This window comes from Arthrobacter sp. P1_D12 (assembly GCF_056406175.1).
The window spans coordinates 59,148-75,841 of the sequence record NZ_JBFUAR010000037.1 but is presented as its reverse complement, the minus strand read 5'-3'; the positions used below and the strand labels follow the sequence as shown (position 1 = coordinate 75,841).

14 protein-coding genes and 1 pseudogene are annotated in these 16,694 nt (G+C 67.8%); 4 read left to right on the top strand and 11 right to left on the bottom strand.

Annotation, left to right across the window (positions count from 1 at the left end; translation table 11 throughout):
• Together AC1DZV_RS21115 and AC1DZV_RS21110 are read right to left on the bottom strand one after the other, a co-directional pair.
• The coding region (locus tag AC1DZV_RS21115; RefSeq protein ID WP_476954510.1) for a LacI family DNA-binding transcriptional regulator at positions 1 to 250 on the bottom strand (250 nt) is incomplete at its 3' end.
• 54 nt (positions 251 to 304) lie between these two features.
• A complete protein-coding gene (locus tag AC1DZV_RS21110; protein WP_476954509.1) occupies positions 305 to 997 on the bottom strand; it encodes a GntR family transcriptional regulator in 693 nt (230 codons plus the stop codon).
• Positions 998 to 1,103: 106 nt separating this feature from the next.
• Between AC1DZV_RS21110 and AC1DZV_RS21105 the strand changes: the two genes are divergently transcribed.
• The 4 genes from AC1DZV_RS21105 (at position 1,104) to AC1DZV_RS21090 (ending at position 6,936) form a co-directional block, all read left to right on the top strand.
• A complete protein-coding gene (locus tag AC1DZV_RS21105) occupies positions 1,104 to 1,862 on the top strand; it encodes a LamB/YcsF family protein (RefSeq protein ID WP_476946245.1) in 759 nt (252 codons plus the stop codon).
• A gap of 94 nt (positions 1,863 to 1,956) precedes the next feature.
• Positions 1,957 to 3,297 carry an MFS transporter gene (locus AC1DZV_RS21100; protein ID WP_243178206.1) on the top strand — a complete coding sequence of 447 codons (1,341 nt, stop codon included), beginning with the start codon at positions 1,957 to 1,959 and terminating at the stop codon, positions 3,295 to 3,297.
• A 46-nt stretch (positions 3,298 to 3,343) separates the two neighbouring features.
• Complete coding sequence (locus tag AC1DZV_RS21095) at positions 3,344 to 5,092, top strand: 5-oxoprolinase subunit B/C family protein (RefSeq protein ID WP_476954513.1); 1,749 nt, start codon at positions 3,344 to 3,346, stop codon at positions 5,090 to 5,092.
• Positions 5,092 to 6,936, top strand: a complete 1,845-nt coding sequence (locus AC1DZV_RS21090) for an acetyl/propionyl/methylcrotonyl-CoA carboxylase subunit alpha (protein ID WP_476954508.1) — start codon at positions 5,092 to 5,094, stop codon at positions 6,934 to 6,936. The genes AC1DZV_RS21095 and AC1DZV_RS21090 overlap by 1 nt, the downstream gene beginning before the upstream one ends.
• Before the next feature lie 176 nt (positions 6,937 to 7,112).
• Here the strand turns inward: AC1DZV_RS21090 and AC1DZV_RS21085 are convergent.
• The 9 genes and pseudogenes from AC1DZV_RS21085 to eat form a co-directional block, all read right to left on the bottom strand.
• A pseudogene (locus AC1DZV_RS21085) lies at positions 7,113 to 7,991 on the bottom strand (glycosyl hydrolase); the annotation flags it as partial.
• A 189-nt stretch (positions 7,992 to 8,180) separates the two neighbouring features.
• On the bottom strand, positions 8,181 to 8,609 hold the full coding sequence (locus AC1DZV_RS21080) for an ATP-binding protein (protein ID WP_243178209.1): 429 nt from the start codon (positions 8,607 to 8,609) through the stop codon (positions 8,181 to 8,183).
• Positions 8,602 to 8,934 (bottom strand): STAS domain-containing protein, encoded by a 333-nt coding sequence (locus tag AC1DZV_RS21075; protein ID WP_079552596.1) that lies wholly within the window; start codon positions 8,932 to 8,934, stop codon positions 8,602 to 8,604. Before AC1DZV_RS21075 ends, AC1DZV_RS21080 begins: the two co-directional genes overlap by 8 nt.
• Positions 8,918 to 10,915: a glycosyltransferase family 2 protein gene (locus tag AC1DZV_RS21070; protein ID WP_476951029.1), complete on the bottom strand. Its 1,998-nt coding sequence runs from the start codon at positions 10,913 to 10,915 to the stop codon at positions 8,918 to 8,920. Before AC1DZV_RS21070 ends, AC1DZV_RS21075 begins: the two co-directional genes overlap by 17 nt.
• 140 nt (positions 10,916 to 11,055) lie before the next feature.
• Complete coding sequence (locus AC1DZV_RS21065; RefSeq protein ID WP_476950981.1) at positions 11,056 to 12,270, bottom strand: PP2C family protein-serine/threonine phosphatase; 1,215 nt, start codon at positions 12,268 to 12,270, stop codon at positions 11,056 to 11,058.
• Between the two features lie 288 nt (positions 12,271 to 12,558).
• Complete coding sequence (locus AC1DZV_RS21060; RefSeq protein ID WP_476950982.1) at positions 12,559 to 13,326, bottom strand: GntR family transcriptional regulator; 768 nt, start codon at positions 13,324 to 13,326, stop codon at positions 12,559 to 12,561.
• 51 nt (positions 13,327 to 13,377) lie between these two features.
• Positions 13,378 to 14,067 (bottom strand): beta/alpha barrel domain-containing protein, encoded by a 690-nt coding sequence (locus tag AC1DZV_RS21055; RefSeq protein WP_476950983.1) that lies wholly within the window; start codon positions 14,065 to 14,067, stop codon positions 13,378 to 13,380.
• Between the two features lie 73 nt (positions 14,068 to 14,140).
• The gene (locus AC1DZV_RS21050; protein ID WP_043436900.1) at positions 14,141 to 14,962 is read right to left on the bottom strand and encodes an HAD-IIA family hydrolase; all 822 of its coding nucleotides are present in this window, start codon (positions 14,960 to 14,962) and stop codon (positions 14,141 to 14,143) included.
• Positions 14,963 to 15,188: 226 nt separating this feature from the next.
• On the bottom strand, positions 15,189 to 16,598 hold the full coding sequence (eat, locus tag AC1DZV_RS21045; protein WP_028278167.1) for an ethanolamine permease: 1,410 nt from the start codon (positions 16,596 to 16,598) through the stop codon (positions 15,189 to 15,191).
• Between the last annotated feature and the right edge of the window lie 96 nt (positions 16,599 to 16,694).

Below are 16,694 nucleotides of genomic sequence, written 5' to 3'. Positions count from 1 at the left end.
GGTGCCCCAAGCCGCAATACATAGGGGCGGAATTGAGGGGCGCTGCCGTCACGATGACGTTGGTCCCGGTGGAACGGAGCGCGCGCGCCTGGGCGTTGGGGTGGAAGTCCAGCTGGGTGACGGCGGCGGCCACCCTCTGGCGGGACTCGGCGGAGGTTGCCGGGTTTCCGGAGAGCACCCTGGACGCCGTGGCGGGGGAGGCGCCGGCCAGTGCCGCCACGTCCTTGATGGTGATGGATGGTCCCGTCACTGCTGCCGCCTCTCGCGCTCAAATCAAATCATGGAATCGATTCCATGGAATCGTTCACTCGCCGTGGACGGCGGCCTGGCGCTCCTCGGACCGGTTCAAATAGGCCAGCAGCAGCGCGCCGGCGCGGTCCAGGTCTCCGGCTTCCAGGGCGGTGCAGATTTCCTCGTTATCCGGCAGGTAGCCCCGGTAGAAGTGCGCGTCCACGGTGGCCTTGTGGAAGAACAGCCGCATCTCGGCCAGCACCTGGGACATGATCGTGTCCAGGCGCCGGCTGCCCGCCAGGGCCACGATCGCGCCATGGAAATGCTGGTTGGCGCTGCCCAGGCCCTCCTCGTCATTGGCGGCGGCGGCGGCCTTGCCCTCTTCAACGGCAGCGCGGACCGCGGCCACGCGCTCCGGGCTCCCGCCGCCGCGGATCGCACTGACTTCAATGGCGCGGCGCACGGTGTAGACGTCGTGGATGTCGCCGGCCTCGAGTCTGGCCACGAAGACGCCGCGGTTGGGGTGCCGGACCACCAGGCGCTCGGCCGCCAGTTCGGCGAAGGCCTCGCGGACCGTGTTGCGGGAGACGCCCAGGTCTTCGGCGATGGTCGACTCCGTGAGCCGGGCTCCCGGCAGGAGCAGGCCCTCCGCCAGTTGCAGGCGCAGCTCGGCCGCCACCCGGTCCGCCACGGACGGGACGGTCACGCGCAGCCGCGCCGCAGCTGCGCCGAGGGCGGAGCCGGCAGCTGCATCGGGAGTGGTCATAGTGCCGAATCTACACGATTGTCCCAATGTTGAATCGTCGGATTGTTGAACAATCCGCGAAATTGTTGCATCCTAGTAGGGGGCTATCATGAGACGAGGATCACAAATGGCAACCATTGACCTGAACAGCGACGTTGGCGAGTCCTTCGGCCGCTGGACCCTGGGCGACGACTCGGCGATGTTCCGCTCGGTCTCCAGCGCCAACGTGGCGTGCGGATTCCATGCGGGCGACCCGAGCGTCATCCGCCGGACCTGCCGCGAGGCGATTGGCGCCGGCGTCGTGATCGGCGCCCACGTCGGCTACCGCGATCTCGCCGGCTTCGGCCGCCGCTTCCTGGACATCGACCCGATCGAACTGGCCGACGACGTCGTCTACCAGATCGGTGCCCTGCAGGCGCTGGCCGCCGTCGAGGGCGGCACGGTTAAGTACGTCAAGCCGCACGGCGGCCTCTACAACGCGATCGTCTCGCACACCGCCCAAGCGAAGGCCGTTGTCGACGCCGTGAAATCCGTTGACCCGAACCTGCCCATCCTGGGCCTGCCGGGCTCGGAAGTGCTGCGCCTGGCCGAGGCCGCCGGCCTCCGCGCGGTGACCGAAGCCTTCGCGGACCGGGCCTACAACCCGGACGGCACCCTCGTGTCCCGCACGCTCCCCGGAGCCGTGCTGGAGGACCCCGCTCTCGTCACTGAGCATGTCCTCCGGATGGCCACCGATTCCGCCATCCGCACCATCGACGGCTCCATCCTGAAAATCCGCGCCGAAAGCATCTGCGTGCACGGTGACTCCCCGGGGGCCGTCGCCATGGCCGCTGCCGTCCGCGAAGCGCTCAACGCCGCGGACATCACCACCGCCGCCTTCGTCTAGGCCGCAGCTTCACCGCTTCACACCCCGGTTCCGCCGGGACCACCCGCACTTAAACCCAAGCAACAGGCAGCACCCCGCACACCTGGAGGAAACCATGACTGCAGCACCGCATCAGGCCACCCCGGCCGCCGGCAAGAGGAAGCTCCCGCCCGGCGCCCTCAAGGCCTACGTCGCGAGCCTCACCGGCACCTCGCTGGAGTACTACGACTTCGCGATCTACTCCGTGGCCTCGGCCCTGGTGTTCCCCAAAGTCTTCTTCCCGGGCAACGACGAATTCGTCGGGCTGCTGCTGTCCTTCTCGACCTTTGCCGTGGGCTACCTCGCCCGTCCCATCGGTGGCGTGATCTTCGGGCGGCTCGGTGACAAGATCGGCCGCAAGAACGTCCTCGTGACCACCCTGCTGCTCATCGGCATCGCAACCGTGCTGATCGGCGTGCTGCCCGGCTACGCCGCCATCGGCCTGGCCGCTCCCACCATCCTGGTGCTCCTGCGCCTGGCGCAGGGAATCGGTGTTGGCGGCGAATGGGGCGGCGCCGTGCTGCTCTCGAGCGAATTCGGCGACCCCCGCAAGCGCGGCTTCTGGTCCTCCGCCGCGCAGATCGGTCCGCCCGCCGGCAACCTGATGGCCAACGGCGTCCTTGCCGTGCTGGCCGCGACGCTCAGCAACGAAGACTTCCTCTCCTGGGGCTGGCGTGTAGCCTTCCTCGCCTCGGCCATCCTGGTGGTCTTCGGCCTGCTGATCCGGCTGAAGCTCGAGGAAACGCCCGTCTTCAAGGCCATCAAGGCCCACGGCGAACAGGCCAAGGCCCCCATCAAGGATGTCTTCACCAAGGAACCGCGCGCCCTCGTCTCGGCCGCCCTGTGCCGTGTCGGCCCGGACGTGCTGTACTCCTTGCTCACCGTCTTCATGGCCGTCTACGCCACCAAAGAGCTGGGCATGACCACCAGCAACGTCCTCAGCGCCATCCTGATCGGCTCCGCATTCCAGCTGGTCCTGATCCCGGCGGCGGGCGCCCTCACGGACCGCGTCAACCGCCGCCTCGTTTACGGCGTCGCCGCCGTCGGAACGGCCGCATACATCCCGCTGTTCTTCCTCATGATCCAGGGCAAGTCGGTCTTCATGCTGACCGTCGGCATTGTGATCGGACTGGCGTTCCACGCCTTCATGTACGGCCCGCAGGCTGCCTACATCACCGAACAGTTCCCGGCCCGGTTGCGCTATGCCGGCAGCTCGCTGGCCTACACCCTGGCCGGCGTGATCGGCGGCGCCGTCGCACCGCTGGTCTTCACCGCCCTCTTCGCCGTCAGCGGCAACTGGTTCCTGATTGCCGGCTACCTCGCGGTCGCCTCGATCGTGACGGTGATCGGACTGGCCATTGGGCGCAACCCGCAGCCCGAGGAAGAAGAGCGGCTCCTGCAAGATGCCCGCGCCTGAGCGGCGCGGATCCTGTTCACCGGCACAATGATTGAGGCAACTCGTGATTGAGACAGCAGGGGAACCCCTGAAGGTACAAGCCGCCGCAGCAGGCGAAACCGCAGTTCACAAGGTCCGCTCCGTGCGTGCCGTGGGGACGCGCGCGGTCCTCGCTGAGCTCTCCGGCACGCAGGACGTGCTCGCCCTGCAGGCACTGCTCCTCGAGAAACCGCTGCCGGGCCAGCAGGACATCCTGGCCGCGGCCGAGACCGTCCTGGTCAAGGCCGAGTCCCCGGCCTCGGCCCGGCGCATCGCCGCCCGCCTGATGCAGCTCGACCTCACCGCACCCGTCCAGCGCGACGGTGAGCTGGTGGTCATCGACACCGTGTACGACGGCGAGGACCTCGCCGAAGTCGGACGGCTCACCGGCCTGGGAACCGACGGCGTGATCGCCGCCCACTCCGGGCAGATCTGGACCGTGGCCTTCGCCGGCTTCGCCCCCGGCTTCGGGTACATGATCGGGGAGAACCAGCAGCTGGAAGTGCCGCGCCGCAGCTCGCCCCGCACCGCAGTTCCCGCGGGGTCCGTGGCGCTGGCCGGCAACTACTCGGCCGTGTACCCGCGGCGTTCCCCGGGCGGCTGGCAGCTGATCGGGCGCACCAACGCCAAGATGTGGGACCTGGACCGGGAGCCGCCCGCCCTGGCCGCCCCCGGCCACCGGGTGCAGTTCCGTCCGGTCCGGGATGCACTCGCCCTCGCGGTCGAGCCAGTAGCGGAGCCCGCTGTCGAGCCGGCCGCGGCGCCTGCGGCCGAGGGCACCGCGCCGGAACCGATTGCCGGGCAGGATGTCACGGCCGGGATCCGGATCGTTTCACCGGGACTTCAGAGCCTGATCCAGGACCTCGGCCGGGACGGCCACTCCGGGCTGGGCGTCTCCGCCGCCGGCGCGCTGGACCGGGCCTCGCTGCGCCGGGCCAACCGCCTCGTCGGCAACGCCCCCGGCGCAGCCGGCATCGAGACCGTCGCGGGCGGACTCAAGGTCCAGGCCGTGGGGGACCAGGTCCTCGCCGTCGCCGGGGCGCCGTCGGAACTGAGTATCGCGTCCGCACCGGACGACGCCGGCGATACGTGGCAGCGCACCGTGCCGGTGGCGACTCCCTTTGCGCTGCTCGACGGCGAAACGCTCAGCATTGGTGCGCCGCACAGCGGCTTCCGCAGCTACCTCGCGGTCCGCGGCGGGGTGGATGCCGCCCCGGTACTGGGCAGCCGCTCGACCGACACCATGTCCGGGATCGGTCCTGCGCCCCTGGCCGCCGGGCAGCAACTGGGCGCCGGCGGAGAAGCCGAGACCGGCGTCGTCGGAAATCCCGAACTGCAGCCGGACTACCCGGGCACCGGGGTGACCGTCCTCGACGTCGTCCCCGGCCCCCGCGCCGACTGGTTCGATCAGGCGGCACTGGACTCCTTCACCGCCCAGGACTGGGCCGTGCTGCCGCAGTCCAACCGCGTCGGCATGCGGCTGGACGGTACGCCGCTGCAGCGCAGCCGGCAGGGCGAACTGCCCAGCGAAGGGACCGTCGCCGGCGCCCTGCAGGTCCCGCCGGAGGGCTTGCCCGTGCTCTTCCTGGCCGACCATCCGATCACCGGCGGCTACCCGGTGATCGCCGTGGTGGTCGACTCCCAGCTGGACCTCGCCGCCCAGGTCCCGATCGGCGGCAGGATCCGCTTCCGCTGGGCCGAATCCGCCACCACCGAACACCCCACCGAACACGGCACTACTGAACACGCCACCACCACAGAAGAAGCGAGTAACTGATGCGCAAGGTCCTGATCGCCAACCGTGGAGAAATCGCGGTCCGCATAGCCCGGGCCTGCGACGACGCGCAGCTGGCGTCCGTCGCCGTCTACGCCGACATCGACGCCGACGCCCTGCACGTCTCGGCCGCGGATGAAGCCTTCAGCCTGGGCGGCAACTCGCCCGCGGACACGTACCTGAACATCCCCAAGCTCCTCGCCGTGGCGGCCGAGTCCGGAGCGGACGCCGTCCACCCGGGCTACGGTTTCCTCTCCGAGAACGCCGACTTTGCTCAGGCCGTTCTGGACGCTGGACTGACCTGGATCGGTCCGACGCCGGACGCGATCCGGCTGCTCGGCAACAAGATCACGGCCCGCGACGCGGCCGTCCGGGCCGGCGCACCCTTGGTGGCCGGCAGCGACGGTCCCGTCGACACGGCCGCCGAGGCCCGGGCCTTCGCCGAACAGCACGGCCTGCCGATCGCCATCAAGGCCGCTTTCGGCGGCGGTGGCCGCGGCATGAAGGTGGTCCGGGTCATCGACGAGGTCGAGGAAGCCTTCGACTCCGCCGTCCGTGAGGCAGTGGCCGCCTTCGGCCGGGGCGAGTGCTTCGTGGAGCGCTACCTGGACCGTCCGCGCCACGTCGAGGCGCAGGTTCTGGCGGACGCGCACGGCAACGTCGTCGTCGTCGGAACCCGCGACTGCTCCCTGCAACGCCGGCACCAGAAGCTTCTGGAGGAGGCTCCCGCGCCGTTCCTGACCGAAGAGCAGACTACGCTGATCTACGACGCCGCCAAGGCCGTCTGCCGGGAAGCCGGCTACTCCGGCGCCGGCACGGTGGAATTCCTGGTCGCGGCGGACGGCACCGTGGCATTCCTGGAGGTCAACACCCGGCTCCAGGTGGAGCACCCGATCACTGAGGAAACCACGGGGATCGACCTCGTCCAGGAACAGTTCCGGATCGCCGCGGGGGAGCCGCTACGCCTGACCGAGGACCCGGCGCCGCGCGGACACGCCTTCGAATTCCGGCTCAACGCCGAGGACGTGGGCCGCGGCTTCCTGCCCTCGCCCGGGACCATCGGCGAATTCGCCGGGCCCACCGGCCCGGGCATCCGCCTCGACACCGGCGTCCGCTCCGGGTCCTTCGTCGCGCCGCAGTTCGATTCCCTGCTCGCGAAGCTGATCGTCACCGGCGCGGACCGCCAGCAGGCCCTGCGCCGTGCCCGCCGGGCCCTCGCCGAAATGCGGATCACCGGCGTCGCCACCGTGCTGCCCTTCCACCGGGCCGTGCTGGAATCCCCGGACTTCACCTCCGAGGACGGCCTCGGGATCCACACCCGCTGGATCGAAACCGACTTCGCGGACAGCATCCCTGCCGATCCCGACTACAGCACCACCGCGCCCGACGGCGAACGCCGCACCATCACTGTCGACGTGGACGGCAGGCGCCTCGCCGTCGGCCTTCCGGCCGATCTGCTGGACGCCTGGGCCCGCTCGGGCAGTTCAGCGCCCGCCGGGGTGTCGGTAGCGTCCGACGGCGGTGCCGCCGCCGGCGACCCGGGGGAGCTGCGCGCGGACATGGCAGGGACAGTCGTGAAATGGCTCGTCGAGCCGGGAGCCGAAGTCTCGGCCGGGGACCCGGTGGTGGTCCTTGAGGCCATGAAGATGGAATTTTCCGCCAGTGGCGGGGCGGCTTCCGCCGGCGGAAGCGGCCCGTTTCCCTGCGTGTTTGGCTATCTGCGGCGCGCCGCCAGGGCGGACGCCAGAGCGGTGGCGGAGCCGGGCCTGCTGTCGATCCGCCAGTCTGTTTCCTTGTTGAAGTTGAACCAGACAACTGCTGTGACATCGGGCTGGGCAGCCAGATAGCTGATCAAGGCAGTGTTCCAGTCGGCTTTGGACCCGCCTTGTTCGGCAGATGAAGTCTCTGCCACGAGCACGTGTTTGCCTGGGGCAAGCCGTCTCAGTTCGGACAGGCCCGGGCCGAAGAGCTCCGATGGCCAAAGCCAGCTGCTCCAGGCTGCTGATGTACCCCAGTTGTAACCGTCGAGGGCCACTTCATCCACGTAAGCGGAGCCCGGATACAGCCCGTCGAGCGGGGTTGACCCCCAATACGGAACGTTGGGATTCCAGACCCAAGAGATGTTGGAGGCGCCGGTAGCAGCAACGACGTCATGGACGTGCCGCCACGCCGCAGCGTAATCGCCGGGTTCGTTACCGTTGACTCCCTCAGACCAGGGGTACCAGTTGCCGTTCATTTCGTGCCCGAAGCGCACCATCACTGGATGCCCCCAGGCTGCCAGCGCCTGGCCCCACTGCCGCAAGTAGGGGTCGAAGTTGCCGGCCGTAATGCGGTCCAGGGCATAGGCCGGCTGATCGGTTCCGCCGCCCCAAGCCCAGGGCTCCCAGGTCAGCAGGGCTACGGCGCCTCGGCTGCGAACAGCATCCAGCTCCGTGATGGGCGGGCCTTGATTGAAGTCCTTGTAGGACAGAATGATTGACGGCGCCTCCCCGGCGAGGGACGCGGCCCCGTCCAATTCCGCTTGGGCCAGCGGCCCGCCGGGGGTGCCGACGCCGAAGCGCAGCGGCGAGCTGCTGATGACGGGGGGCAAAGGTTCCGCCACCGGCGCGGCCGCCACGACCGTAAAGCCCGTCGACGCCTTGACGGTTCCGGATACGGCTTGGACGTCAAGGACCGGCTGGGACGTTTGCGGGATAACGACGTCGGCGGTGAAGCCTCCAGAGGCACTGACCTTGAAGGCGACGGAACTGGCTCCGGCGCTCACAGTTCCGGAGCCCTTCTTGGGAAAACCGGTGCCGGTGACGGTGACCGCGGTTCCGGCCGGGCCCTTGGCCGGGCTGAGGCTAAGGGACGGGGAGGCGGCCTGAGCGGGTACCGCCGCGAGGGACAGGCTGAACGCCATGAGGAGAAGAACGCAGGCCACGCTTAGCAGCGGCTTCATCGTGGCTCCTTGGCCGGGCCCCGGCCAAGCGGGGCATCCTGACGGAACGCGGCTTGCCTACGGAAGCCACAATATCCAGTGTCCGTCATGACGGTTCCGCTCCGGGGTCAAACGAAGCAGGAGATCCCGAGGATTGTCCAAGGATTCCGCTCAGTCGCGCAGCGGGGACTTTGACAGGATCCAGGTGTTCGTCCCGTCCTGGCGCTTGAATGTCACGGTGGTGACCAGGGCGCGAATAAGGGCGAGCCCGCGCCCTGATTCAGCCTCGCCGTCGGGCATGGCGGCGTCAGTGTCAATGGGGTCGGGGCAGACGGCATTGAAGGCACTGACCCGGGCCTCCAGCCTGACGGACGTAGCGCTGATGTCGACCCCGAGTTCCACGGGCTTCGTGGATTCGGGAACGGCGTGCTGCACCACGTTGCTGGCAGCTTCGATCACGGCCGTGGCGAACGTCATGCGGTCCAGGTCCGGAACGAAGGAAGCGTCATCCCACAGTTTGTCGAGCTCGGTATGCACGGCCTCGATGGCTTCCGGAAGTGCCGTCTGGCGGAGCGTCCGCCGGGCGAGAATGTCAGTCATCCCCGAAAGCTTCAGCCGCGGAGGGGTACGACGTCAGGACTTTGTCCATGCTCGTAAGGCCCAGGACCATTTGAACCTGGGGCTGGACGGCCGCGATCCGAAGGTCGCCACCGGCTTGCCGCGCGGCCTTGAGGCACCCGATGAGCGCTCCAAGCCCGGACGAGTCCATGAACGCTGTCGCTTCGAGGTTGATCACGATCCGGGCCGAGCCCGAAGCGACAACTTCCGCCACCATTTCCCGCAGTTTCGGCGCCGACACCATGTTGAGCCGGCCGGCGGCTGTTATCTCGGCGTAGCTGTCTTTCACTTCATAGCTCAGGTCCACGGAGGGCCCTTTCGGTGGAGGTCTCGTTGCTCGTGTCGGGGTCATCGCCGGAACCGCCGGCAGAGTATCCGCGGTACAGGACGGCCCGCACCAGGATGCTCATGACGATCAGGTCAAACACCACCCAGAATACGTTGACGAGTGTGCCGATCGGCTCGGACATTCCGGCAACGAGCCGCCCAATCCCAACAACCGACGCGATGAACAGTACGACCGACACGGCGATCTGTGGGCGGATCAGGCTCCATCGTGGACCTCCAGACTGGCGGTCCTTCGGCGTGACGGCGAAGCCGAGGGGATGCCCGAACCAGACGTTCCGGGCCGCCGTCGTACATGCTTTGATCCAGGTGGGGAACAGGGCGAGGCTGTACTGCTGACCGCGCCAGGTGGGGATGCCTCTGCCGGCAACGGCAAAGAGGAGCTGGTTGACCACCATGAACGGAATGAATCTCAGGAAGAAGTCGGCGCTCAGGCTGGTGACGGGCAGGATCCCGAAGAGCAGGTAAATGATCGGCGCGGCGAAGTAGACGACGGCGGCGAAGCCGCTGAGGTAGGTCCACATCGTTGCGAAGTACATAAGCCGCTGGCCCAGCTTCAGCCCGCGCTGAAGGAGCGGGTTCTCCCGCAGAAACACCTGGATGGTGCCCTGGGCCCAGCGCAGGCGCTGGGTCAGCATGGTGCCGATGTCTTCCGGTGCCAGCCCGTAGGCCAGGACCTCGTGGTGGTAGACGCTTTGCCAGCCCATGGCGTGCATGCGCATGGAAGTCGCCATGTCCTCCGTCACGGAAATCGTGGCCAGCGGCATGACCGGCTGGGCCTCGTCGGTCCGTTCCACCGATAACGCGTCCAGCACCGCCTGCACGGACTCGATTGCCCCAAGGGGAGACCAGTCCCTGGCCGCCATGCGCTGCACAGCATCATCGGTCACCACGGGCACTCCGGCGTCACCGACCTCCACCGGCGCCATCGCGGCAATTTCCTTCAGGTCGGCCTGAAGGGCGGACACATCGGCCAGCACCAGTGCCTGGACGGCCTGGTCCACCCGGCGTCGTGCCCGGTACGTGATTTCGCTGAGTGAGTCGCCGGCGTCGAGCCGGCGGCGGGCCTCTTCGGTTGCCGCTTCGACCTCGTCGAGGGTGTGCTGAATCAGCAAGGATTCGTCGGTTGCCGCTTTGCGTGCCTTGCGGATAGCCGCCCGGGATGCGCTGAGGGCGCGCCGGATACTCTTCTCGGTTTCCTTGACGTACCCCGACAGTCCCAGCTGCATGAGGGCCTCCCTGCGGAGGATGGCGTTGGAGCCGCAAAAAAAGGCAGCGTTCCAGCCGTCCTTGCCCTGCTGGATGGGGCCGTAGAACAACGGCGCCTGGCTGCCCAGGGGATCGTCGGCCGGGACGTTGCTGAAATATTGGGGCGTCTGGACGAGGGCGACTTTGCGGTTGTTGAAGTAGCCCAGCGTCTTGTCCAGAATGTCCGGTTCGGGGATCTGATCCGCGTCGAGAATGAGCAGGAACTCGCCCTCGGTTTGCATCAGGGCGTTGTTCAGATTCCCCGCTTTCGCGTGCCGGGGCATCCCGCTCCATTCCGCGCTTCGGGTCACGTACCCCAGTCCGCTCGCCGCGGCCAGTTGCCGGAGCGCGGGCCTGTCACCATCGTCAAGTATCCAGGTGCTGTGCGGGTGCCGGATCTTTTGGGCGGCAAGCGCCGTCGTCATCACCAGCTCCAGCGGCTCGTTGTACGTCGTAATGAAAACGTCAACCGTGGCGTCCGCGGGGGCCGGTGCCGGCGGTGTGCGGGACTTTAGCCGCCAGACTGTCATTCCGAAGAGCAGCACGTCGATCAGGCTGTAGGTCTCGGCGGCGACCAGCGGCACGGCGATCCACCACGCGTCCCAGTTCAGTGACGCCAGCCAGCGCCAGGCCACGTAGTTGACGCCGGCCAGCAACGTCAGGAGCACGAGGAGCCGTACCCCGAAGAGCTGCACGGCGCTCCCGGAGCGTTGCTGTGGCGCGTCGGCGCGGTCCGGGTCTGGGTAGCGCGGCGTTTCGGTCACGCGAGCGTCCTTTCGCGAGGGGTGAGTGGGCATCCTGCCGGGCCTCGGTGCGGCACCCGGGACGGGCGCACTTAGGCGGATTCTGGTTCGCGCTGGAGCAGGACCGCAGTGATGTCGTCCAGGATGCCGTGTTTTCCCCGCCGGTCGCAGAGTTTCTTCACGGCGGTGTCCGGATGATCCTGCGCCTGGCGGCTGTCCAGGGCTGCGGCGAGACGGCCGAGGTCACCGCCGTGCAGGTCCAGGAGGCCGTCCGTCGGAACCAGGAGGGCATCGCCCGGGGCGAGCCGGAAGGTGTGCGTTTCCCAGCTTTGCCCGGGTATCAGGCCCAGTGGCGGCCCCGTCGGGGACAGGCGTTCAATCGTGAAGTCGGAACGGAGGATATAGCTCAGTCCCTGGCCGGCGTCCGCATAGTGGCCTGTGCCGGTTGCAGGGTCGATCAGCGCGTGGAACACCGTGGCATAGGAGCCCACACGGGCCAAGGTATCGTCGAGGCTCCCCGACACGTCCTCGAAGATTCGGGACGGCCCGGCTTCCCAGCCGGTGTGGGCGAAGGCGGACCGGACGGTGCCGGCCACGATTCCCGGACCGATACCTTTGCCCATGGCGTCGCCGACGGTAATGCGGAACTGGCCGGCCGCGGTCATGCCGAGCTCGTAGAAGTCACCGCTAAGCCCGGAGGCAGGGTAAAAGCAGGTGCCCAGCGAGTAGCCGGCCGGTGCAGGGGGAGTGGGCGCAAGCAGGGCCCGTTGCACCCGGGCTCCGTTGTCGATGTCCCACGAAAGGTTCATTTCGCGCTGGATGATCTCAGTGAGGTCCTCGAGGATCTTCTGCTGCTCTGCGCTGAATACCCGGGGCGCCTGGTCGATGATGCAGAACGTTCCGACATGCGTGCCGCCGGGCCCGGTGAGGGGATGGCCCGCGTAGAACTGGATATGGGGATTGCCGGTCACGAGCGGGCTCTGCCGGAAGCGTTCGTCGGTGAGGGCGTTCTCCACGATCATGGTTCCCGAGGACTTGATCGCCTCGGTGCAGAACGTGTCACGCCGCTCCGACTCGCGGGCGAGCGGACCGACGAAAGATTTCAGGAATTGCCGGTCCTCGGCGATCAAGGAAATGCTGGCCGCACTGACACCGAAAAGCCCCTGAGCGAGCCGCGTGATCCGGTCGAAGCGCTCCTCCGATGGTGTGTCCAGAAGGCGGGTTCTGGAAAGGTCCTCCAGCCGCGCCCACTCCGGGGCTTCAGCCCCGCTGAGGCGCGATTCGGATTGGTAGCCCGTGCTTGTCATACGTCCTTCACACATCTGAGGCGATTGAGCCCAACGAGGCCTGTACGGCCGTTCGACGTGGGCGTCCGCTGTCCTCGCGGCGGGCTCCCACGCTTCGATCGAGCTTCCCGCCAGCCAGCGGGACCCGGTCACGGCAACCCTACCGTCGATCGGTGTTCAGGGCGTTGTCACGTCTTTAACGAGCCCGTATAAGGCAGTCTCCGGCCGGACAACCTCCACAACGGGAACGGCCGGGCACGCTGGGGAGCGTGCCCGGCCGTGTGTCCGGTGTTTGTGGTTGTTGCCCGGTCAGCTCCGTGACTCTGAGAGGGCCGGAGCGGCCTGGACCTGGTGGGCGGGTGGCTGGGCGCGGCGGTTGAGCCACATTTCGAAGACGTCGCTGGTGTGCCACTCGAAGGAGGCGAGCACCGGGGTGCCGTTGATGTCGTAGTCGACCTCGTCGAAGTAGAGCAGCGGAACGCCTTCGTTGACCTGGAGCTGTGCGGCCTCAGGGGGTCCGGCGAGGACGGGGAGCAGCTTGGCCCGCCCGTTCCGGACGCCGTAGTTGAGGGTCTCGAGCAGGTCGAACAGGGACGGGCCGAGGTTGGACCGGGCCGCTTGGGGCACGAGGGCCAGAGGGATGCGGTCGAGGCTGTAGACGACGGGCCGGGCATCGGCGAACCGGACCCGTTCGACGATGACGACCTCGGCCCCGCGGTCCAGGCGGAGCCGGGCCCGGTCGCCGTCATCGGCGGGTACCACGCGCTGGGAGATGATCCGGATGCTGGGGGTGAACCCGGCGGCCTGAATCATCGCGGTGTAGCTGACGTTCAGGTCCAGCGCGTGGCGCTGTGGCACCCTGGTGACGTAGGTGCCTTTGCCATGGAGGCGGGAAAGGTACCCGGCGTCGATCAATGCCCGGTAGCCTTCGCGGACCGTGGCGCGGCTGACCGCGAACTTCACCGACATTTCGTCCTCGTTGGGGAGCCGGTCGCCGACGTTATACGTGCCGTTGCTGATGAGCTCGGTGAGTTCATCTCGAACCTGTTCTGCAAGATTTGGCCGGCGACCTGACATGGTGTCCTCCCTGGGGCAATAAATCCAGTGTACTGGCGGTGCGGGTTCTGATTAGACGCGGGCGCCGGCGGCGGCGTCGGCGTAGGACAGGGCGGTGCGGACCTGGGACACGACGTCCTTTTCGCCGGGGAGCTTGCCGTCGAAGATGGCCGCGCCGATGGTGAAGCCCCAGACGCCGGCTTCGGCGAGACCGCGGATCTGGTCCTCGTTGACGACCGAGCCGGCAGCGATGGTGGGCCCATCGACAACGCGGGCGACGGCGGCGGTGAGTTCCAGCGGATCGACGGTGGCGTGGCGGTAGGCGAGCAGGTCCACGCCGTGGACGCCCTCGAGCTTGGAGAGTTCGGCGGCGTGCGCGGTGATCTCCTCGATGGTGCCGAGCAGTGCGCTGGGGTGCCCGGCGACGCGGCCGGGGAAGGGGGCCAACTTGATTCCGGTGCCGGCGAGCTTCTCGACGGCCTCGGCGGCGAACTTGCCGCCCACGATCCAGTCCACGCCGGCGGCGATGGCGGCGTCGATGGAGTCCATCTCATCAGCCTTGTCGACCGAAACCACCTCGAGGTAGACCACCAGGTCCGCGGCGTGCGCGGCGGCGGTCAGCTCACGTGCCTTCTCGGCGGTGGCGCCGACGTCCTTGAAGCCGATGTGGCGCAGCCCGGTGTCCTTGACCTGCTCGAGGACCTCCAAGGCGTTGTCGACGGTGCGGTCGTTGTGGGTGAGCATGAAGATGAATTCAGACATTGTTCTTGTTCTTTCGCTTGTGGTGGGTGGTGCCGGGTGGGTGCTGCTGCTGGTGGGGTGGTGCGTGTGTGGGTCAGGCGGGGAGGAGTCCGCGGACGTCGTCCAGGACGTGGGTGGGCAGGATGCCGGAGGCGGCGAGGTGGTCATCGGTGGTCGCTCCGGACATCACCAGGGCCGAGGCCATGCCGGCATTCAGGCCCATGGCGACGTCGGTCAGGAGCCGGTCCCCGACCATCACGGCCTCGTGGGCAGGGACGCCGAGGCGGTGCAGGAAGGCGTTGGCCATGTGGACGCTGGGTTTGCCGACGATCGCTTCGGCGCGTCCGCCGGTGCAGGCCTCGATGGCCGCAAGCATCGCGGCACAGTCGGGCAGGCCGCCGTCGGGGGTGGGGCAGTACGGGTCGGGATTGGTGGCCACGATCACGGCGCCGGCCTTCACGGCCTGGTAGGCGCGGGTGAGTTTGTCGTAGTCGAAGGTCCGGTCGAAGGAGACCACCACGACGTCGGTCTGGGCCGGGTCCTCGGTCAGGGTGAACCCGGCGCCGCGCAGCGATTCGATCAGGACCGGTTCGCCCACGGCCAGGACACGGGCCCCGGGGTGGCGGCCGGCGAGGTACAGGGTGAGCGCGTCGAGCGCGGAGATTACGTCCTGGGCCTGGGCCGGGATGCCGAGCCGGGTCAGCTTCGCGGCGTAGGCCTCGGCGGTCTCGAGCGGCTTGTTGGTCACGAAGACCACCCGGGCCCCGGAGTCGCGCAGCGCCGCCACGACGGTGTCCGCGCCCTCGATCAGGTCATCGCCCAGATACAGCGTGCCGTCCAGGTCGAAGGCGTAGCCCCGGTAGAGCGGGGCCGCTTCGCGGCGGCCGGTTTCTTTGGCCAGTAGTTCAACGGGCATCGTTGCCCTCCTTTCGGCCCCTTGCGGGACACAATACAAGTCTAACGTTAGACGTCTAACGACTCAAGTCGATGGTGGAATCTTTGGAAGAAAGTTTCGCGGTGTGGTGCCGGTGGTGCTGGTGCCGGGCGGGGGCTGCCGGGTCGCGGCGCCCCCSCCGGGCGGTCGGCCAGATCAGCCTGGCGGGCTGGCCGGGCTGTCGGGCTTTTTGGTGGGGCTGGGTTGGTCAGGCGTCCGCGGTGAGGGCCTGGTCGGTGAGGGCGAGTTCTTCTTCGGCGGTGTAGTTGCCGACGCGCTTGCGGCCGACGGCGAAGTAGTAGGCCATGAACAGGGCCACCATGATCACGGCGATGACGAACGCGAGGGGGAAGCTGACCAGGGCTGCGGGGATCAGGATCCCGGCCAGGATCAGTGCGATCCACATCGTGACGCGTCCACCGCGTGCCTTGTAGGGGCGGTGCAGGTCGGGGCGCTTCTTCCGCAGCACCAGGGCTGCGGCCATCATCAGCATGTAGGACACGGCCGCGACGAGCACGGAGAGAGTGACCAGGACCGGGATGGCGTCCGGGAGGATGGTGGCGCCCAGGATGACGAAGACGAAGCCGATGACGCCGGGCACGATCAGCGAGCCGACCGGAGCGTGATGCTTGTTGAGCTTGGACAGTGATGCCGGCAGGTAGCCTGCACGGGACAGGGCGAAGGTCTGGCGTGAGTAGGCGATCACGATCGCGTGGAACGAGGCGACCAGGGCGGCGAGGCTGAAGATCGCGATCACCGGGACGATCCAGGTCTGGGATCCCACGACGTTGGACAGGGCCACGGTCAGCGGGGCCGCTGCGCCGGGGAAGTCGGACCCGCCGACGCCGGCGGCGACGGTGAGGGTGCCGAGGCCGATCACGGCGAGGGTGATGAAGGCCATGATCAGGGCCTTGGGGATGTCCTTGGCCGGGTTCTTGGTCTCTTCGGCAGCCATGGGGAGGCTTTCGATGGCGAAGAAGAACCATGCGGCGAGCGGCAGGGTGGCCCAGAGGCCGCCGATGCCGTTGGGCAGGATGGCTCCGCCCGAGTAGGCGTTCAGGTTATCCAATGACATCTTCGGCGCACCGATCACCATGAAGACAATGAGGCCGACGACCGCGACGGCGGTGAACACGAATTCGATCTTCATCGAGTTGCCGGCGCCCAGGAGATGGACCACGGTCGAGCCGATGTAGAGGACTGCGGCGCTGACCAGGACCGGCACGTCGGGGAAGAGGACCTGCACGTAGGCGCCGACGGTCAGCGCCACCGCGACCGGGGCAAACACGAATTCCAGAAGGACGCTGACTCCGGCGAGGTAGCCCCAGACCCGGCCCAGTGCTGTGCGGACGTAGGCGTAGGCTCCACCGGCGTGGGGTACTGCTGCGGACAGTTCGCCGATCACGGTTGAGAGGCCGGCGTAGAGCAGGCCCATGATCGCAATTGCGATCAGGTAACCCCAGTAGCCGGTCAGGCCCAGGCCCGCGTTCCAGCCGTAGTAATCACCGGAGATCACGGCGCCGACGCCGATGCCCCAGAGCAGGACGGGCCCTGCAACCTTGTGAAGATTCTTCTTCTTGTGCTCCGCCTGCACTGGCGAAATTGTGGCTTGTGACACTGACCTGCTCCTTTGCGGGTTGTATCCATCATCGGCGCCACGGGAGGTGGGCCGTCTGATGTTTGACGAGGAAGCCGCGGGATTGCTCCGGTGGCT